Annotated in this window: 16 protein-coding genes and 1 pseudogene; 14 read left to right on the top strand and 3 right to left on the bottom strand. The window is 47.2% G+C overall.

Going from position 1 to position 20231, the window contains the following annotated elements; genetic code table 11:
• The 9 genes and pseudogenes from PN462_RS09110 to PN462_RS09150 all read left to right on the top strand — a co-directional run.
• Window positions 1–347: pseudogene (locus tag PN462_RS09110) on the top strand (RNA-guided endonuclease IscB); the annotation flags it as partial.
• A 100-nt stretch (window positions 348–447) separates the two neighbouring features.
• A complete protein-coding gene (locus PN462_RS09115; protein WP_272127793.1) occupies window positions 448–747 on the top strand; it encodes a DUF7734 family protein in 300 nt (99 codons plus the stop codon).
• Window positions 748–885: 138 nt separating this feature from the next.
• A complete protein-coding gene (gene glmM, locus PN462_RS09120; protein ID WP_272127795.1) occupies window positions 886–2358 on the top strand; it encodes a phosphoglucosamine mutase in 1473 nt (490 codons plus the stop codon).
• Window positions 2359–2593: 235 nt separating this feature from the next.
• Window positions 2594–4288, top strand: a complete 1695-nt coding sequence (hpsL, locus tag PN462_RS09125) for a hormogonium polysaccharide biosynthesis protein HpsL (protein WP_272127797.1) — start codon at window positions 2594–2596, stop codon at window positions 4286–4288.
• Between the two features lie 127 nt (window positions 4289–4415).
• Complete coding sequence (gene hpsN / locus PN462_RS09130; RefSeq protein ID WP_443029116.1) at window positions 4416–5426, top strand: hormogonium polysaccharide biosynthesis glycosyltransferase HpsN; 1011 nt, start codon at window positions 4416–4418, stop codon at window positions 5424–5426.
• Between the two features lie 31 nt (window positions 5427–5457).
• Window positions 5458–6633, top strand: a complete 1176-nt coding sequence (gene hpsO / locus PN462_RS09135; RefSeq protein ID WP_272127799.1) for a hormogonium polysaccharide biosynthesis glycosyltransferase HpsO — start codon at window positions 5458–5460, stop codon at window positions 6631–6633.
• A 59-nt stretch (window positions 6634–6692) separates the two neighbouring features.
• Window positions 6693–7868: a hormogonium polysaccharide biosynthesis glycosyltransferase HpsP gene (gene hpsP, locus PN462_RS09140; RefSeq protein ID WP_443029117.1), complete on the top strand. Its 1176-nt coding sequence runs from the start codon at window positions 6693–6695 to the stop codon at window positions 7866–7868.
• 88 nt (window positions 7869–7956) lie between these two features.
• A complete protein-coding gene (locus PN462_RS09145) occupies window positions 7957–8256 on the top strand; it encodes a type II toxin-antitoxin system TacA family antitoxin (RefSeq protein ID WP_272127802.1) in 300 nt (99 codons plus the stop codon).
• A complete protein-coding gene (locus PN462_RS09150) occupies window positions 8240–8749 on the top strand; it encodes a GNAT family N-acetyltransferase (protein ID WP_272127804.1) in 510 nt (169 codons plus the stop codon). The genes PN462_RS09145 and PN462_RS09150 overlap by 17 nt, the downstream gene beginning before the upstream one ends.
• Before the next feature lie 17 nt (window positions 8750–8766).
• Here the strand turns inward: PN462_RS09150 and PN462_RS09155 are convergent, their stop codons facing one another.
• A complete protein-coding gene (locus PN462_RS09155; RefSeq protein ID WP_272127805.1) occupies window positions 8767–10059 on the bottom strand; it encodes an ABC transporter substrate-binding protein in 1293 nt (430 codons plus the stop codon).
• Window positions 10060–10567: 508 nt separating this feature from the next.
• Here PN462_RS09155 and pilM point away from each other — a divergent pair.
• The 4 genes from pilM (at window position 10568) to PN462_RS09175 (ending at window position 16002) form a co-directional block, all read left to right on the top strand.
• The gene (pilM, locus tag PN462_RS09160; RefSeq protein ID WP_272127806.1) at window positions 10568–11677 is read left to right on the top strand and encodes a type IV pilus assembly protein PilM; all 1110 of its coding nucleotides are present in this window, start codon (window positions 10568–10570) and stop codon (window positions 11675–11677) included.
• Between the two features lie 4 nt (window positions 11678–11681).
• Complete coding sequence (locus tag PN462_RS09165) at window positions 11682–12581, top strand: PilN domain-containing protein (protein WP_272127808.1); 900 nt, start codon at window positions 11682–11684, stop codon at window positions 12579–12581.
• A 2-nt stretch (window positions 12582–12583) separates the two neighbouring features.
• Entirely contained in the window at window positions 12584–13342 is a 759-nt protein-coding gene (locus PN462_RS09170; RefSeq protein WP_272127809.1) for a hypothetical protein, read from the top strand.
• 269 nt (window positions 13343–13611) lie between these two features.
• Window positions 13612–16002, top strand: a complete 2391-nt coding sequence (locus PN462_RS09175) for an AMIN domain-containing protein (protein WP_272127810.1) — start codon at window positions 13612–13614, stop codon at window positions 16000–16002.
• Window positions 16003–16117: 115 nt separating this feature from the next.
• Here the strand turns inward: PN462_RS09175 and PN462_RS09180 are convergent, their stop codons facing one another.
• Window positions 16118–16468 carry a translation initiation factor gene (locus PN462_RS09180; RefSeq protein WP_272127811.1) on the bottom strand — a complete coding sequence of 117 codons (351 nt, stop codon included), beginning with the start codon at window positions 16466–16468 and terminating at the stop codon, window positions 16118–16120.
• 126 nt (window positions 16469–16594) lie between these two features.
• Window positions 16595–17425, bottom strand: coding sequence for an SH3 domain-containing protein (locus PN462_RS09185; protein WP_272127812.1), 831 nt, complete (start codon window positions 17423–17425; stop codon window positions 16595–16597).
• Window positions 17426–17748: 323 nt separating this feature from the next.
• Here PN462_RS09185 and PN462_RS09190 point away from each other — a divergent pair, with 323 nt between their 5' ends.
• Window positions 17749–19929, top strand: a complete 2181-nt coding sequence (locus PN462_RS09190) for an amino acid permease (protein ID WP_272127813.1) — start codon at window positions 17749–17751, stop codon at window positions 19927–19929.
• Window positions 19930–20231 lie beyond the last annotated feature (302 nt).

Consider the following 20231-nt stretch of genomic DNA (forward strand, 5'->3'; position numbering starts at 1 on the left):
CCTCTTGTGTAGGAAAATCTACACCTGAAGACTTAAAAATTACAACTAAAATACCTCTTTTAATTACGGCTACTGGACACGGTTCACGACAAATGTGCCGTACAGATAAGTCTGGTTTTCCTAAGCGTTATGTTCCAAGATGCAAATTCGTCAAAAGTTTTCAAACAGGAGATATTGTCAAAGCCAATGTTACTAAAGGAAAGAAAACAGGAGAATATGTTGGAAGAGTAGCTGTTAGAAGTTCTGGAAGTTTTAATATTCAAACTAAGTCAGGCTTAGTGCAAGGAATTTCCCATAAATACTGCCATATTGTACACAGGAAAGACGGATACTGTTACGCATTCTAATCAGGATGCCCTATGGGGCAGTTATTCATGTAAGGGGAAGATTTCCTCCCCTTCGTGAAGGATAGGAGTCTCCATCTTCCCCTTACCAACCCAATTGACGATGACGCAATCCCCCGGTAAACGCCTAGAAGCCTACACCCTCAAACGTCCCCAAGAAGTCTTAATCGTCACGGCAGAGATCGAAGGAACAGAAGACCAAGTGCTAATCTACAAAGGATTCTCCAGTTCCCTCCGTCAAGGGACTGCCTTTGATCCCGATATTCCCATTCTCCCAGACACCGCCCAAATTCTCACCATTGATCGAATAGCCAGTCCCTATACTCCGGATAAGCCCCAGTATATTGAACAGGGATTAACCTGGGAACAGATGCAGCCTTTATTCCTTCAAGTGGGAGTATAGCCACCATTTCTCCGGATCAAGACATCAAGCCACGAACGGAGAAAAACAACCGCCCAACGGTGAAATGTGATCGTAGAGCGCGATAGTTTGGGCTGAAAATGGTATTCTCCAACTTATAGAGTGTGAGGAAAGGTTAATATGGTATCTTCTCCCGTTCAAGTACAGCATAATTCCGTGACGAGTCCAGTCACAAGCCCCAAATCCCATCAACCCAACGGTTCGCAACTGTTTAAAACCATTACCCCTTTACCGGAAAGTCGTTTATTTGGCACCGATGGCATTCGTGGGCAAGCCGGAAAATTATTAAACGCTTCTCTGGCCTTATCCATCGGGTTTTGGGCTGGGCAAGTGTTACGCAACGCCACCGATGCAGCCCAACCCATTATTCTGGGCCAAGACTCCAGAAATTCCAGTGATATGTTAGCCACAGCCCTCTCTGCGGGATTAACTTCGGCAGGATTAGAAGTCTGGAATATGGGCTTATGTCCCACGCCTTGCGTCTCCTACGTTACCAATCAGACAAACGCCATGGGGGGGATCATGATTTCGGCCAGTCACAATCCCCCAGAAGATAATGGCATTAAGTTTTTTAATGGAGATGGCACGAAGCTCTCTGCAACATTAACTCAACAAATTGAAGCGGCGTTGCGCGGCCAGTATCACGCCCCAGTGCTTTATCAGGGATGGGGCCATCATTATTATCGGCCAGAACTGGTTGGTCAATATACTAACTTTCTACAAAATTCTCTCCTCACTCACCAGAATTTTCAAGGATTAAAGGTCGTTTTAGATTTGGCTTGGGGAGCATCGGTACACGTTGCTCCGGCTGTGTTTCGAGCAATGGGGGCTAAGGTAGTCTGTTTACATGAACAGCCCGATGGCGATCGCATTAATGTAGGTTGTGGTTCAACCCATTTAAATTTACTGCAACGGGCAGTCCAAGAGCATCAAGCCGATCTAGGATTTGCCTTTGATGGGGATGCTGACCGCGTGATGGCAGTAGATGCACAAGGCAGAATCATTGATGGGGATTATATTCTTTATTTCTGGGGGAAACAACTGAAAGACCGTCAGTTATTACCCAATAATTTAATTATCGCTACTGTGATGGCTAATTTAGGCTTTGAACGGGCTTGGCAGCAATTAGGCGGCCAATTGACTCGTACCACCGTGGGAGACCAATATGTGCAAGCAGAAATGTTTCAGACGGGGGCTATGTTAGGGGGTGAACAGTCCGGCCATATTTTGTGCCATCACCATAGTTTTTCGGGGGATGGATTACAAACGGCACTCCATTTAACCACGTTAGTCCGTCAAATGGGTCACTCTCTCGCTGATTTGGTGAATGATAGCTTTACCCCTTATCCACAACTGTTGCGGAATGTGCCTGTGGAGGACTATCAGCGTCGCACCCAATGGCAAGACTGTGAGAAATTGCAACTGGCGATCGCGCAAGCCGAAAAACAATTAGGCGAGCAGGGACGGGTTCTCGTCCGTGCATCTGGCACTGAACCCCTCATTCGCGTCATGGTCGAGTCTGCTTGTCCAGACTCCGCCGCTCATTGGACACAACAGTTAGTCCAAATCGTTGCAGAACATCTAGGGAGTTAATTTCCGACCGCTCCTCCCTATTAGATTAACAACGCCACATCGGAACTATGGCGCGAGTTCTCGCCTTAATCCGATTGTGGTAGTTTGTTTTTAAATTTGTCATAATAAAAGGGCTTCTCGTAATCCTCAAATCCTAATTTGCGTCCTAGCCTTGAGTCCAATTGAGATAATTTCAGTTGAATCCTGATTTTCAAAGGGGTGCATCCTGACTGAATCGCACAGGTTTTATTCTACGATGTTGAAATCGAAAAAGCGTGACAAAAAGAAAAAGTCTCAACAAAATGACGAAACTGCTAATCTAAGCCCTAAAGAAATTGCTGCCCAAAAACGTAAAGCTGCACAGGATAAAAAGAAATTAATTCATGTTATTACCGTTTGTACAGCGTGCTTCTTATTTATCGGCTTACCCGCCATTTTAATTAAACCCAAAATTGGTTTAGCTCTAGGTGGGGGGCTACCCGTCATGTATTTTTCTTACCAATATCCCAGAACTGCCCTCTGGATGTTTTTTATTTATATGCCTTTTAGTGGGACAGTGATTTATCAAATTGTCGGAGGGAATGCCATCTTTAACTTAGCTAAGGATGGTTTTTTTATACCCGCTTTAATTGCTTTATATCAAGACGCAAAAAAGAAAAAGAAACCTATCATCGTGAACAAAAAGATATTGGGAACTTTAATCTTTTTGTTTGCTACTGCTATGCTTACCTTATTAGTAGTCAATGGCTCAATGCAGTTTATTTTGCCTGATTGTGAATGGGGAGAGAACAAACTCTGTAAAGATGGCATTCCGATTGCTCAAGGACTGTTAGGATTAAAAGTCCTTATGGGATATATCCCGCTAATTTTTTGTGTATATTATCTCCTTGAAGACGCAAAAAAGCTTTTATGGGTCGGGCGAGTTCATTTACTCTTAGCAGTGGCTTGTACTTTGCTAGGAATCGTTCAGTTTTGGATGCTGGACACCGAAATATGTCAAGGAACTCGCCATGAAGTAGGAGATGCCTTATTCAAAGCCAGTGTTGATGCCAAATGTTTAGTAGGTGGTGCAGTTGGGTTTAGTCCCTCCCAAAATTTTCAACGTTTACCAGGAACGTTTGCCTCTCCTTGGCATTGGGCGTGGTTTCTCATTGGTAATAGTGCTATTACGTTTACCGTAGCGTTTTGTGATACATCGCTATTTTGGCGTATTGGGGGCTTAATTGGCATGGTTCTTGTCTTTGTTAATGCCGTTATTTCCGGTCAACGTATTGCCCTCGCGTTAGTGCCAGTAATTACCATAATGTTGCTAGTTTTTACAGGGCAAGTGGCAAATTTGAAAAGATTTGTCCCGATTGGGATAGGGTTGGCAGTTATTCTCACCGTGGTGATGGCGAATAACCCTAGCCTTATTGAAGAACGGGTAGAAAGTTTACAAAGTCGAGCCTCCGCCTCTCCTCCTCAAGCCTTTATTGCAGAACAATTTCATTGGGCGATCAATGAGCAAAGGGGTTTCCTAGGAAGAGGCTTAGGAAAGGCTACAAATTCTACACGGGTTTTTGGAGATACAGCCTTAGTTGAAACTTTTCATCCCAAATTACTCTACGAGATGGGGTTCTTGGGACTGATTGCTTTTATCTCCTTTACAACCAATATTTTCATTGTGTCATTGAAAATTGTTCGCTCCACTAAAACCAAATTTCTCCGTGACTTTGGTTCAAGTTTATTAGTGTTTGTCGGGATTATTAGCTTTTTCCCCTACTGGTATCCCCTAGATACTGATCCAGTTTGTGTTTACTATTGGTTATTTGTCGGCATGATATTTAAGTTACCCGATCTCGATAAACAAGAGCAAGAAAAATTAAAAGTCTTGCGGGAACAAGAAGCAGAGTTTTTGAGGCAAAAGAAAAACAAGAAAAAATTAGCCCAAGAACCTCCTTTAGCCTCTTAAATTCAGGGTAATATCTTCTCAAGCTGAGGAATGGCAATGTATTGTGTCGTCCAGTCGAGCAAATTTTTAGCAAACTGATCCAGTCCATCACGCTAGAATCTTGGTTAAGAAAATGAGTTATTCTGCTATGAACTCTCCTGCCATTTCCGTTATCATCCCAACCTATAACCGCGAAGAGACGTTGATCGAGACAATAGACGACGTTCTTCAGCTAGACTATCCGAATTTTGAAGTTCTGGTGGTAGATCAGACGCAAAACCACAAACCGGAAACCGATCAGTGTTTGCAGCAGTTGGCCGATACAGAGAAGATTCAATGGTTTCGTCTCAACTGGGCTAGTTTACCAGGGGCGAGAAATTACGGAATCCGACGATCGCAAGGTGAGATTATCGTCTTTATTGACGATGATGTTCAATTGGAAACGGACTATTTACACCATCATGCCCGTCACTACCAACGGCCAGAAGTGGGGGCCGTTGCAGGCCGCGTCTTTGATCGCATGAAATTAGCGGATTCGGGGGGAACATTAACCATTGAAGACCTACCCCCCCAAGCGATGGATCCCGGTATTGCTTGGTATTACATTGATTTAGTCCATACCGTCAAACCCCAGTGGGTGATCTCTGCGAGGGGGTGTAATATGTCCTATCGTCGAGAAATCTTTACCCAACACGGAATTTGGTTTGATGAACGGTTTCGGGGGTCTGCGGTGCGGGAAGAATCGGATTTTGCCTTGCGCTTTCGGCAAACGGGGATGAAAATTTGGTATGACCCCGACGCGAGTTTAGTCCATTTGGGAGAAGAAACGGGAGGGTGTCACGATATTAGTACGCGATCGCTGCAATATCAAATCACCTTCTACCACAATCACTTCCTCATGGCCCAAAAAAACCTCACCCTCGGTCAACAACTGCGACTCTATGGCAAATTATTTGACTGTCACGTTTTAGGCAATCCCCCCTGTAATAAAAGTGGGTCTCCGCTTAAAATTGTGACACGAGGCATCTTTTATAGTATCGGCTTTCTCGATACCCTAAAAACTCGCTTAAAATCCAACTGGGATGACGGACAAGTGTACAGTCATAAGGATGAGGGAGTTGTCACGACCTCAAAGCCGACCGAAGAAGCCACTGCCTAACTAGACCACCCATCACTAGCCTTAAACTCCCATGAGAATCCTAGTTGCCAGTCATACCTATATTGTTGATTTAAATTGTGAAAAACTGCGAAAACTTGCCCAATTAAGTCCGGATATTGAGGTGACAGTTGTTGTTCCCCAACGATGGCGACCAGGAGGGGTGCAAAAGCGGATTGTTGAACCGCAACCCCGTGATGAAGGCAATTTTCGGATTGTCCCCATTGCCAACTTTAGTGAAAACAATCAAGGTCTTTTAACCTTTGGATGGGAAATTGTAAAACTATTACGGGAGTTTAAGCCACAGATTATTCAAGTGGAACAGGGTGCAAAATCTGTGGGATACGCTGAATTAATCACCTTAAATAAACTGTTAAATCTCCAAGCAAAAAATTGCTTTTTTACTTGGTGGAATATTGACTATAAAAATAAATTACCTATTACTTGGCTAGAAGCCTATAATTTAAACCACACCCATGGCTTAGTTTCTGGGAATCAAGATGGGGTGGATATTTTAAGAAATCATGGCTATCAAGGCAAAGCCATTGTCTTACCCCAGTTAGGAGTAGATGAAACTCTATTTAACCCGCAACCGCAACCCCAATTAAGAGAACAACTAGGACTAAACCCTGATGAATTTGTGGTTGGTTTCGTGGGGCGTTTTGTAGAAGAAAAAGGAATTTTAACCCTCATTAAAGCCTTAGCCAAATTAACCGATAAATCGTGGAAATTTCTGTTATTAGGACGAGGAGAATTAGAAAGCAAAATTCGACAAACAGCACAAGAGGCCAAAATTAGCGATCGCCTCCTTTTTATCGAAAGTGTCCCCCACGATCAAGTCCCCCATTATATTAACTTAATGAACGTCCTCGTTCTCCCCTCAGAAACCACCTACAAAGTTAAAACCTTAACCGCAGTGGGGTGGAAAGAACAATTTGGTCACGTTATTATCGAAGCAATGGCCTGTCAAGTCCCCGTAATTGGGTCAGACTCCGGGGAAATTCCTAATGTTATTGGAGATAGTGGCTTAATTTTCCCTGAAGGCAATATAGACGCATTAAAAGAGACTTTAACTCGTTTAATTGATAACCCTGACTTAGCACAAGAATTAGGAAACAAAGGATATCAGCGAGTTATGGAAAAATATACAAATCATGCCTTAGCTAAAGAACAATTTGCCTTTTATCAAGACCTACATCAAGAATCTTAACAAAACGCTCCCCGCACTTTCCCCCCTAAAACAGTTTAATTATGAGCCGAGAAAACTCCCTGAAAGTTTTACAAATTATCCCCTCCGTTTCCCTCGTTTATGGTGGCCCCAGTCAAATGATACGAGGACTCTCCGAGTCTTTAGGAAAACAAGGTGCTGATGTAACCATTGTAACCACCAACTCTAACGGAGACGTAGGCCAACCCCCGTTAGATGTTCCTCTTGATACAACCATTCCCGAAAACAACTATAAAATTCGCTATTTCCAGTGTTCCCCCTTTCGTCGCTATAAATTTTCCTTGGGACTCTTGAAATGGCTTTACCAAAATGCGCAACAGTACGACATTGCTCACATTCATGCCTTATTTTCCCCCGTCAGCAGCACCGCCGCAACTGTAGCCCGACTGCGAGGCTTACCCTATATTTTACGTCCCCTAGGAACACTTGACCCAGCCGACTTAAAGAAAAAGAAACAACTGAAAAAAATTTACGCCCAACTCTTAGAAAAACCCAACCTACAAGGGGCCACAGGCATTCATTTCACCAGTGAACAAGAAGCCAAAATTTCGGAACGCTTCGGGGCTGCAACAACAGATATTATTATTCCTCTGGGGGTAGAATTATCGGGACAACTCCCCACTCCCGGAAAAGCGCGTCAAAAGTACAACATTCCCCCCAAAAAACCCCTAATTCTATTCATGTCGCGCATTGACCCAAAAAAGGGGTTTGATCTCTTATTTCCTGCCTTAGCCAACTTAAAACAAGCGGGAGTGGACTTTCATTTTGTCCTAGCAGGGTCTAATCCCCAAGACCCGGTATTTGAAAAGAGTATTGGCGATCGCATTTCCAGCCAAGGACTCGCCGACTGTACCACCATCACCGGATTTGTCGGCGGAGACAACAAACTCGCCTTACTCCAAGATGCTGATCTCTTTGTCCTCCCCTCCTACTACGAAAACTTCGGCATTGCCGTAGCAGAAGCCATGTTAGCCGGACTCCCCGTGTTAATCTCCGATCAAGTGCATATTTGGGACGCAGTACAGGCCGCAGACGCAGGATGGGTGACACCCTGTAACAGTGAGGAAATTCAAACCCAATTAAAACTTGCCTTAGCAACCCCCACCGAACTAGAAAAACGGGGAAAAAACGCCCAACACCTCGCCAAAGCCAAATATAGTTGGGATGCGATCGCAAAACAAATGCTCCAAACCTATCACCATCTCCTCACCCCCTAAACCATATGGCAAATAGCTGTATATAATAACAGTACCACTCCATCGAGCGATCGCAGTCCCCCAATACAGTATCTCCAGTACAGTATCCATGGTCAATTCCCCCAACTCCAAACCAACAGCCCGATTAGAAGCACGAATTAGCCCAGAAATTAAAGCCCTTTGTCAACAAGCAGCCGCTTTAGAAGGACGAACCTTAACTGACTTTATCATTTCCACTGTGCAAACGGCGGCTTATCAGGTCATTGAGCAGCATAAAACCCTAAAACTCAATGCAGAAGACAGCCAAGCCTTCGTCAACTCCCTACTGAATCCCCCTGAACCCAATACTGCCTTAAAATCGGCTGCCCTACGATATCAAAATACCTTTGGCAATGGTTCTCAAAATTGAGCCACTCCAAAGCCGTAAACATAACCGTTCAGCGTTTTCTTGTGGCCAAGACAGTTTAGACAACTACCTTCGCAAATACGCTTCTCAAGACCTGAAAAAGCGCGTTTCTGCCGTTTTTGTCTTGGTTGACGATGTGGAGATGACCATTCTTGCCTATTACACCCTCTCATCTTACACCGTTGAAGTCACAGAACTCGATGACACCTTAACCCAACGTTTGCCGCGCTATCCGCGACTCCCGGCCACCTTACTCGGTCGTCTGGCAGTCGATCAATCTCAACGAGGCCAAGGCTATGGCGAACTAATGCTAATTGATGCTCTCAAACGGTCATTAGAAACCACAAAACAGGTGGCATCAGTCGCGGTTATAGTAGAAGCCTTAGACGAAACTGCAAAAAACTTTTATTTGCGGTACGGCTTTCAAGCCTTTCAACAGACGGCCATGAAGCTCTACTTACCCATGAAATCGATCGCAACTCTCTTGAAAGCCTAAGCAGCCAAACTTCACCTCTATCTCTCCCCCGACACCGCTTGATCCCACTCCGAAGCCGCATCCGCTACCGCTTCCTCCACCGTTTTCTCCCCCAACATCGCCGCCTGTAAATTCTCATAAATCACCTTTTGCAACACATTCAAATTATCCATCGCCGGAATTAACACCTCCGCATCCCCCAACTGTCGCGCCCCAATTTGAATCGCCTCCTCCAACGCCGAAGCGTCTGTTTTCGCCTCAATCTCCTGAATATACGCCTCAACCGCCTCCTCCGTCGAAGGCAACACATTGGCCGCCTTTGCAAACGCCAATTGATTCTCACTATTGGTCACAAACAAGGCAAAATTAACCGCTTTCTCAGGAGTTGGCGTATCTCGCGGAATCACCAAATTCATCACCGCCACATTCTTTTTCCCCGTCTCCCCCGTAATTTGTGGGCCCACTGCCGACACAGCGGCCACCTCCGGCGCATTATTGGCAATGGTTTCTAAAAACTGCGCTCCCGTCCCCAATAACGCCGTTTCCCCCCCCTGATACAATTCAATCCCATAACGATGGCCTTGGGTTAAGGCTTCCGGGGGAAGTAACTCATTTTGATATAAATCTACCCAATATTGAAACGCCTGCCTCCCTTCTGGGGTATCAAAAGCCGCCGTCTTATCCTCATTCACCAACTGCACCCCCATTTTCACCAGAGACTCTAACACCTCCCCAGAATCCTCCGGCACAACGGTAGCAAAAAAGGCATATTTCCCCGTTTTTTCCTTGACATCTTTCGCAACTTGTGCTAGCTCTGCATAGGTTTGCGGCGAATCCGAGACTCCTGCCTCGGCCAATAAATCTTGGTTATAAACAGTAATTTGCGTGGTTAAATACCAAGGAATGCCAAAACTCCCGCTTTCCAAGCGACTCGCCTCCCAAATATTCGCTAAATAAACCGCTTTTTGCTCCTCTGATAGCTGTTTATCTAAATTTAACCAAGCATTCCGGGAGGCCAACTGAGACGCAAACTTAGGATTCAAATTCACCACATCTGGGGCCGTTTTTGCCGAGACTGCGGTGAGAATTTTACTTTCCATGGCCGTCCACGGGACATCCACCCAACGCACCGTCTGTTCAGGGTGTTCACTCTCATAGTCAGCAATTAAAGTTGTAAAATAGTCTGTAAACTGGGGTTTAAGCTGCATTGTCCAGAATTCCAGTTGTCCGGGGTTGCCTGAACCTCCAGAAGTACAACTAATCAACCAACTGAGTAAAAGTCCGAAAGCAAGGAAAACACCCAAGCGAAGGCGTTTGCGGAGTCTGATCATTAGGGTTAAAGAAAACTGTGATTTCAAGGGTATTGTCGCATTTTAGCAAACAGTTGAAACTAGGAGGTCGGAAGGGTCAAAAGAACGGTGCGGCCAAGGACTGTCTCTCCGACTTTCGAGACTCCCGATACTAGCGGCCTGGAGATTAGAGAATATCTGGCTTGAATGGGACTCCTATCTGCTTAAACCCCTTTCTCCTAGACAAATCTTTCCTCAGAGGAGAAACTAAGCTAGATTGAAGAACATCCCCGAATTGGAGTCGTTTTCCCAGTGATGGCCTTGTGTAAGACAGTTCAGGAGGGTTTCTTCCTCAATAGGAACGCAGGAAGTGATCTGAATCCTTAAAAATAACTGACCTGAGCTATTTAATGGGGGGAGAGGGGGATGGAATGCTCAATCAAGTATCGGTCTAGTTAAGGACAGGAGAGGGGTCATCTCTTGTTAAGAATGGTCTAGGGAGTTTCATCCCTCACAACATAATCTTATTCTATTTTTTCTTAATTTAATTATGTTTAGTTCTCTCAAAAATTTATTTTCTAAATCAGGCCAGGGGATCGGATTAGAAATTGCCCCTGAGCGAATTAATATTGTCCAACTGCAAAAGAAAGGCAAAGGACAAACCTATAAACTAAATACCTTTATTACTGAGGAAGTTCCCGAGGGAATTTTTGAGGAGGGTCAGATTATTGATTCACCGGCATTAGCGGAACTGATTATGGATACTTTACAAGAGCATAAAATTACCGCTAAAAAGGTTGCTACTGCGGTTCCGATGCGAGAATCAATTATCCGTATTATTCCCATTCCGGCGGAGTTGGATGATCAGGAATTGCGAGAAATGGTGTTAAATCATGAAGCAGGGTTATATCTGCCCTATCCTAGGGAGGAAGTGGATTTAGATTATCAGAAATTGGGCTTTTTTGAGGATGAAGATGGCATCGAAAAAGTACAAGTTTTGCTGGTGGCGACTCGGAAAGAAGTGACCGATACATATATTGAAATTGTCCAACAGGCAGGACTGGACGTGGATGTGTTGGAAATTAATAGTTTTTCGTTGATTCGGACAATTCGGGAACAGTTGCGGCAGTTTGGCCCCCAAGAAGCCACGGTTTTGGTGGATATTGAGTTTGAAAGTACAGAAATCGCTATTATTGTCGATGGAGTGCCACAATTTTCGCGGACAGTCCCCATTGGGACGTTTCAATTACAGAGTGCCTTATCACGGGCGATGAATTTGCCGACAAAACGAGACACGGAAATGTTACAAGGGATGACGATTCCCAATACCCCTGTGGATGGACTGCGGACGGGGGCTACAGGGATTAATCCAGGGATGGCCGCCTTGCTGCGAGTGTTGGGGGAGTTGGCCGATGAGTTACGTCGGTCAATTGATTTTTATCTCAACCAAAGTGGCGACTTGGAGGTGGCACAATTGTTATTAGCTGGGCCGGGGGGCGGCATTGGACAACTCGATGAGTTTTTTACCAATCGTCTCAGTTTACCGACCGAGCAAATTGATCCTGTGTCTGCTTTATCCTTAGAAACAGAAGACGAAATTCCAGCCGTGGTAAGACCGAGTTTAGGGATTGCGTTGGGTTTAGGACTACGGGAGATTTAAGAGGATGTATAGTTTAGACATCAATTTTCTCAATGATCGGGCAGCGATCGCAGCCCCTGCATCTGAAGAGGCGTTTGAGAAGAAACCGAAACGGCAGATCAGTCTCGCTGAATGGTTGCCCGCCATTGGCGGGGGTGTGGTGGCTGTGGTTTTAGCGGCAGGAGCAGGAGGCTATTGGTTGTATGTCCAATGGCAACAAGGGCAACTGCAAGCGGAGTTAAATCGGTTAGAGGGTGATATTCAACAGTTACAAGCCCAAAACCAGCAAATTCAGCAACTCCAGACTCAAGTGGACATTGCCAAACAGCAAACGGCGGGTTTGACAACGGTGTTCACGCGGATTTTACCCTGGTCGGCAGTGTTGGCGGATTTGCGCGATCGCATCCCCGCTAATCTCCAAATTACCTCCATCAGCGAACAGGCCCCGGAAGACCAAGACCAACAACCCGCCCAAAATGGGGAAGGAGAAGCGGCCCCAGCCCCTAGCCTGCCTAGGCCCAGTTTAAACATTCAAGGGTATGCCAACTCCTATAGTGAGGTCAACTCGTTTCTGGTGACGTTGCAGCGATCGCCCTTTTTTGATGCAGCAAATAGCCGTATCCTCGAAGCCAGTCTCGTCAGTGATCCCAACCCCCCCGAACCCCTAGAATCCCCAGGGGAACAACAAACCAATCAAACCACCGAGGACATTCAACTCCCAGAAGTGGTGGAATATACCCTAGAAGTGGGGTTAAATGATTTAAGTGACTTACCCGCCACAGAGCTAGTCAATCAACTGCAAAATAAAGGCACATTAGGGTCAGTCATTCGCATTCAAACCCTCAAAAACAAAGGACTCCTAGAAGTCTCCGCCCCAGAAAACAATACTCAACAACAAAACAATACTCAACAAACCAGTAACTAGCCATGACATTAACCGACGATTTTGCCCCCATGGAGGAAGAACAGGAGGAACAATCCCCCTATCCTGCCGCCTTTGGGATTACCTTCACCCCCGTTATTGTGGGAGCTATATTGGGACTGGCCGGTTTGGGCGGTGCGATCGCCATCTTCATTACCCTAATCCAACCCGCCCTACAAGACTTAAATGAATTAAAAACCAACATCGACAACAAAGACCAAGAAAAACAGCAACTCCAACAAGCACAACAGCGAATTGCCAGTCTGCGCAGCGAACTGCAAACCGCCCAACAACAACGCCAAGAAGTATTAACCCTCTTTAGCGGCGAACAATCCTTAAATACCCTTTTAGTCAACCTCAACCAACAAATCCAACAAGGCGGTCAACTCCTCAACTATAACCCCCCTCAAGGCCAACCCCAAACCATTACCGATGGGTCTTTTGGCCCCCAAGTGAACAACCTACTGAAACGCCAAACCCTTAGCCTAGAAATAGAAGCCCCCTTTGAAGCCACCCTCAACATCCTACGAGACCTAGAACGGTTACAAACCCTCATCGTCATTAAAAACCTAGATACCCAAGTCAGTAACCCAGAAAGTCGGGTGATCAACTCCCAAGGGCAAATTGTCACCCAAGGGCAACCCGTGTTAACCTCAACCTTTGACCTCGAAATCCTACTCCCCGTGAGTCAAGAAGAACTAGCCGAACAACAGGCCGCCCAACAACCCGAAGGCGAAGAAGGTCAAGAGGGACAACAAAACTAAGCCAACCCATCAAAAAAACAACTTAACTTAACTTAATCCCTGAGCAGTCCCTCACCCGTGGGTTAGTGGGAATTTTCCCCTTTATCTTCTTGTGAGAGAAGGCCCTCGCGTCCCGTGAGAGAGGAGGTCAAACCAACCAACCTTGTGTGTCCGAGATAGACCCCAATAAAATCACAAAAACCGATAAGATCGTCAACAGAGGAAATCGGGTTAAACTTATTTGTGAGTCAATAATCTGGCGATAACAGGCAGTTGGTCGAGGAGTGACAGTGAGAGCGTATTCTAAACCTATTGGAATTTTTACCGGGATGGCCGCCGTATTACTGATGGCGCACCCCGCCCAAGCAGCAAACGTACAAGTAACAGGCGTACAACTGCAACAAGGCGAACAGGGCTTTCGCCTCTTCTTACAAATTGGGGACAGCAGCGCAACCCCCCAAGTATTCACCGTCACCGACGGCAACCGCCTCGTAGCCGAAGTTCTCAACAGTCAACTCAACCTCCCCAGTGGCGGCAGCTTTGTGCAGAATAACCCCATGGCTGGCATTGCCACCGTCGAAGTCAAACAAATTAACGCTCAAACCGTGCGAGTCGTCGTCACCGGAGAAACCGAAGCCCCCATTGGTCAAGTCGTGCAACGAGAAAGCAACCAAATTGTTTTCGGCTTTGCCCCCGGCACTCAAGCACAACTTCCTCGACTGACCGTAGAACGGGATGTAAACCCCTCAGACGTTCCCGATAGTCAAGCCGCCCAACCCTCGACCGACCTTCCCCCCGCCAGCGACTTCGAGCTTCCCGACCTGCCTACCGAACCCGCCCCCAGCAACAATCCCGAAAATCAGCCCCCTCCTTCACCCCAAGGACAAACCCCACCCCCCACCCCAGAATTTGACGCAGAACTCTTTAACCAACTAGCCCAGCGTTCTGAAGTGCTAGTCCCCGACCCAGAAATCACCGTCGAAGGCGACCCCGCCCCCGCCGCCCAACCCGCCCAACCCGTCGTTCCCGCCCCTCCCCTCCTCCCCAGAGCCGTCCCCCCTCCGGTAGGAGACATCGCCGTGTCCAACGTGGACTCCGCCCCAGAAGTGATTGATCTCGGCACCTCCGTGCGAGTTCCCCGCATTGTCCTCCAAGATGCCCCCGTGCGCGAAGTCTTAGGAATTCTCTCTCGTTCCGCTAACCTCAACTTAGTCTATACCAATGGAGGAGAAGGAGAAGGAGGAGGAGGTGGCGGCCCCTTAATTTCCCTTGATCTCGAAGATGTCGCCGTCCAAGATGTCTTTAACGCCGTCATCCAAACCACCGGATTAGAAGTCGCCCGTCGAGGCCGCACCATTTTTGTAGGAACAAACCTCCCCCAAGATGCACGAAACATCGTCACTCGTACTTTTCGGCTCAACCAAGTCGAAGCAGAAACCGCCGCCACTTTTCTGGCCTCGATTGGTGCAGAAACCCAGCTTCTGGTACAAGTCACCGAAGATATTACCAACCCTCAAACCGGAGAAGTAATTGGTCGCAGAGAAACCCCTCCTCAACTGACCACAGTAACAGCCTCCAGAGGAGAAGGCGATACCGCAGGCAATTATATTTTGAATGGTTTAACCGTGGCCACCGATGACCGACTCAACACCCTCACCATGATCGGTGAACCCCGAAAAGTCTCCATGGCAACCACCTTCCTAACCCAACTAGATGCCCGTCGTCGCCAAGTGGCCGTCAATGTGAAAATTATTGATGTGAACTTAAATAATGTAGGACGATTTGGGACAAGTTTTTCCTTTGGTCTCAATGATACCGGGATTATTAATCAAAACGGGATTGGGATTATTAACTTTGGGACTGATGACAGTAATCTGCTCAATGAACCGTTTATCTTTGACCCCGATGCTGCCCCTGAAGATATTGACGGAAATCCAGTCCCTCCCTCCGGAGAAGCCGCACCCAGTCGCACGGGTATCACTTTTGACTCTGTGGGAGATGGGGTAGCAACCAATCCCTTATTAGGGAACTTTAGTATGATCAATGTCTTTTTGGCCCAATTACAAGCCTCTGTTCAAAACAATGATGCGAAAGTTCTGACTGATCCCACCTTGATTATTCAAGAAGGTCAAACCGCTTCTGTCAATCTTACCGAAGACGTAGTGACCGGGGTAGAAGTCACAACCAGCAGTTCCGGGGGAACAGTGGTGACAGAAACTGATGTAGAAGTGAGTGAAGGCCAAGATGGTGTGGGTTTAGTGTTGGCAATCAACGTAGAACGAATTGATGATAATGGATTTGTGACTATGCAAATTAATCCTAGTGTCAGTTCCATTGGTCAGGTGCAGAATATTGGGGATAACGAAATTTCCCTCCTCAACCGACGCGACTTAACCACAGGCACAATTCGCATTCGGGATGGTCAAACTCTGATTTTATCGGGAATTATCCAAGATCAAGATATTGTCAATGTGCAGAAAATTCCTATTTTGGGGGATTTACCATTAATTGGTTCGCTGTTTCGACGCACGACGCGAGAAAATCAGAGAAATGAGGTGATTGTTATTGTTACCCCTAATGTTATGGATGACTCACAGCAAACCAATTCTGGTTATACTCGTCCGGTGCAAAACCCCCAACAAATGCCACCCAACCAGCAGTTTCAACAGTTTCAGCAATAACTGGAGGATAAATATTTAGGGGGGTTGTGTTCAATGCCTAATTGTTCTCTTGACCCCGTTTTGAACAAGTTTAAGGGATTAGTCTTGGCTTTCAACCCAAGGCTAGGTATTGGGGCTAACCGCCACTAATTTTGGCGTTATACCCCCATGCTGTTAATAACTCTAAAATCTTCTGACGATGATCTCCTTGGACTTCCAAGGTGTTGTCTTTTGCCGTGCCACCACTGCCACATTGGGTTTTTAATTTTTTCAGCAGTTTACTGAGGGTTTCGGGTTGATGCTGAAACCCCGTTACGACTGTCACGGTTTTCCCCTTGCGTCCCTTGCGAGAGGCTTGAATCCGGAGGTCTTGCTGTGCGGGGGGAAGGTCTGGTACAGCCCGTTCTAAGGCTTCATCATTGTTGACTGTACCAAATTCTTGATAGGCAATGCGTTTTTTTCCAGAGGAATTTCGTTTAGAGGCCATAAAGTGAAAGGTTCAACAGGAGAGCATTTTCATTATAGGGACATCGGTGAGCGTGACTCGCATTCTCCCCTTCTCCAGTGAGGTTGATGAGTGGAGTCGGGGAAATTCCTATCTTAGAGACAATTCCTAGAGACAATCCGTTAAATTGTTAGCTTCTACAAACCCATTAACAGGACGTTCGACAGGGACCCAACCATTTCTCCCTTCATTGGCAATATACACTACTTGGTTTTCGTCCAGTTGACCAATGGCTTCTCCCTCTGGTTTCCTGTAAATGGTGACATTAGGATCAACAATTTGCCGACAGTTACTCCCTGGACTGGTGGAAATGGCTTCACTGCCGAATGCTCCTGGCACAATATTTTCTGGGGGGTTAGCGGAGATTTCGGCCTCAGAACAATAACTGAGATAGGTGGCACTGATATAGGCATTGACGGGACGTTCAATGGGAACCCAACCGTCTCTCCCTTCGTTGGCAATGTAGATTATTTGATCTTGGGCGAGTCGGCCAATGCTTTCCCCTCCGGGTTCACGGCGGACTGAGACATTGGGGGTGTTGATTTTGCGACAGTTGCTCCCAGGTACAGTGGAAACGCCTTCACTGCCGATGGGGGCAGATACTATTTCTGTCGTACATTCTTTTAAATATTCGGTGTAAACGTAGCCCTCTATGGGTGCGTCGATTTGCACCCAGTTGTTATTTGGTTCTCCTGCGAGGGAGACGGGTTGTTCATTGTCTAATGTGCCGATGACTTGACCATTGGGAGTCTGACGGACGTTTAATACGGTGTTTACGTCCACTTCACGGCATTGATTCACTTGGGCGATAGAGTAGGAATTGTTCGGCTGTAGGGACGGTTTTTCGGTACTGTGAGCCGTTTGGGGAAAGAGGGTAAATAGGAAGGAATATAAGGTAGTCAGTCCTAATGTTGAAGTAATTTTATGCAGTTGTTTCATTGAATGGAATCATGATGACGGTTCTGATTTTTATTATTCGTGAGTTGGGGTAGATGAAACCTCTCGGTAGGGGGAAACCTGTTGTGAGGGGAGTCAGACAAAAGAAAGAAAAAGGCGGGTTGGGGTCGAAGTCCATTCCATCCCTTTCAAGGAATGGAATGGGCTTTCAACGTCACTTGTCTTGACTTCTTACCTGACTGAAGTGCAGGTGAGTCTCAGCAGTTGTTCCGAGTCAGGGTAAAATTTGCTGAGGTTTTTGAGGCAGTTAAACCGATCGCGCAGAGAGATCAGGCATAATATCTCCAGATAGTCGAGGATAACCCATGACCACAGCCACAGAAGAAAAGACAGGTTTAGGGGCCTTTGGGGGCGTATATACCCCCTCCATTCTCACCATTTTAGGGGTGATTATGTATCTCCGCTTTGGGTGGGTGGTGGGGAATGTCGGCTTGTTGGGAACCTTGGCCATTGTGACGCTTTCCACTGGGATTACGTTTTTAACCGCTTTGTCGATTAGCGCGATCGCAACCGACCGAGTGGTTCGGGCCGGGGGCGCGTATTATATGATTAGCCGTTCTCTAGGCATTGAAACCGGAGGGGCCGTCGGCATTCCCCTCTACTTTGCCCAGGCCCTCTCGGTGGCCCTCTACACCTTGGGGTTTGCTGAAAGTCTAGCCGCCACCTTCCCCTTCTTCAATCAAACCTATGTCGCCCTCGCAGTGACGATTTTAGTGGCCATATTAGCCATCACTTCCGCCAATATTGCCATTCGCACGCAATATTTTATTATGGCCGCGATCGCGCTCTCCCTCCTCTCCCTCCTCTTTGGTAAATCCCTCGAACCCACCGTCATCGAAATGTGGACCAACAAAGGCGAACCCTTCTGGGCTGTCTTTGCCGTCTTCTTCCCCGCCGTCACAGGCATTATGGCTGGTGTCAATATGTCCGGAGACCTCCGCGAACCCAGTAAAGCCATTCCCTGGGGAACTTTAGGGGCCATTGGCACCGGGTACATCATCTACATGGGACTCCCCGTCATCCTCGCCATGCGGGCCGATGCCATCACCCTGCGAGAAGAACCCCTGATCATGGAACAAATGGCCCTCTTTGGCCCCTCGATCTTAGTCGGGGTTTGGGGGGCCACACTCAGTAGCGCGATCGGCAGTATTCTAGGCGCACCCCGCGTCCTGCAAGCCCTCGCCAGAGATGGCGTACTCCCCCGCTGGATGAGCTTTTTAGGGCAAGGAACAGGCAAAACCGACGAACCCCGCATCGGCACCGCCGTTACCCTCGTCGTCTCCGTCGCCGCCGTCTGTATCGGCGACTTAAACATCATCGCCCCCGTCCTCACCATGTTCTTCCTCACCACCTACATGGTCTTAAACGTCTCAGCCGGAATCGAAGGCTTCTTACAAAGCCCCTCCTTCCGACCCAGTTTCCGAGTTCACTGGCTCTTGTCCCTCCTCGGCGCAGTGGGGTGTCTCGCCGTCATGTTCCTCATCAACCCCATCGCCACCATCGTCGCCGCCATCATCGTCCTCGGTATCTACTCTTGGCTACAACAACGAGAACTCATCGCCACCTGGGGGGATGTCCGCCGAGGAATTTGGATGGCCTTACTACGCATCGGCATTTTTCAAGTCGGCCACAAAGAAGACATCAAAAACTGGCGACCCCATGTTTTAGTCCTCTCCGGCATCCCCCGCAAACGTTGGTCCCTCATCGAACTCGCCGATGCCTTCACCCACAACCGCGGCCTCGTCACCGTCTCCAGCATCCTCCCCAGTGGCTCACGGAATATGGCCCAACAAGGAGAACTCGAATTAACCATTCGAGACTACCTCGAACGTCGAGGCGTTCAGGCATTAGTGCGAGTCGTCACCGCCCCCAACCCCTTTGAAGGAGGACAACAACTGGTCGAAACCTACGGGTTAGGGACTATAGTCCCCAACACCATCTTATTAGGAGATAGTGAAGACCCGAAACGACGGGAACAATATTGCACCATGTTAGCCTCCATTCACAACGCCAAACGCAGTTTAGTCATTTTGCGAGAAAACCACGAATATGGCTTTGGCAAACGGCAACGAATTGACATTTGGTGGGGAGGTTTACAAGCCAACGGCAGTTTAATGATTTTATTAGCCGACCTCTTGCGGAGTGCCGAATTTTGGCGCAATACAGAAATTTACCTCAAATTAGTTGTTCCCGACGACACCGCCGCCCAAGCCGCCCAAACCAACCTAGACACCTTGATCAGAGCATTACGCATTCGGGCCTTTCCCCAAGTCATTATTGCCCAAGGACGCTCCTTTGACGAAATCTTACAAACCTCCTCTCAAGATGCCGATCTCATCTTTTTAGGCATGGCCCAACCCGAAGTCACCGATGCTTACATGGAATATTACGAACGAATGCAAGCACGAACGTCAGGCTTACCCACCACCTTATTAGTCCTAGCAGCCCCCGACTTCCCCTTTGAAGAAGTCTTAACAGAACAGTAAAGTAGTGCCTTGACACAGCTAATTTAGTGAAATAGTAGGGTAGGCAATGCCAGCCCTGTCAAGGTCGCCCTCACCCCCCAACCCCCTCTCCCAACCTTGGAGAGGGGGAGCAAGTATTTATCATGAGTGTCTGAAACAACGGTTTCTCATTTCCCAATTTGTCACCTTGAAAGGGCTGGGTGGGCAATACCCACCAAATCAGGCAGTAGGGTGCGTTAGCGACAGCGTAACGCACCAAAACCCTATAAAAGCCAAATAGCGACAGCGTAACGCACCAAAACCCTATAAAAGCCAAATAGCGA

It is taken from the genome of Spirulina sp. CS-785/01 (assembly GCF_028330525.1).
Classification (GTDB): domain Bacteria; phylum Cyanobacteriota; class Cyanobacteriia; order Cyanobacteriales; family Spirulinaceae; genus JAQMSD01.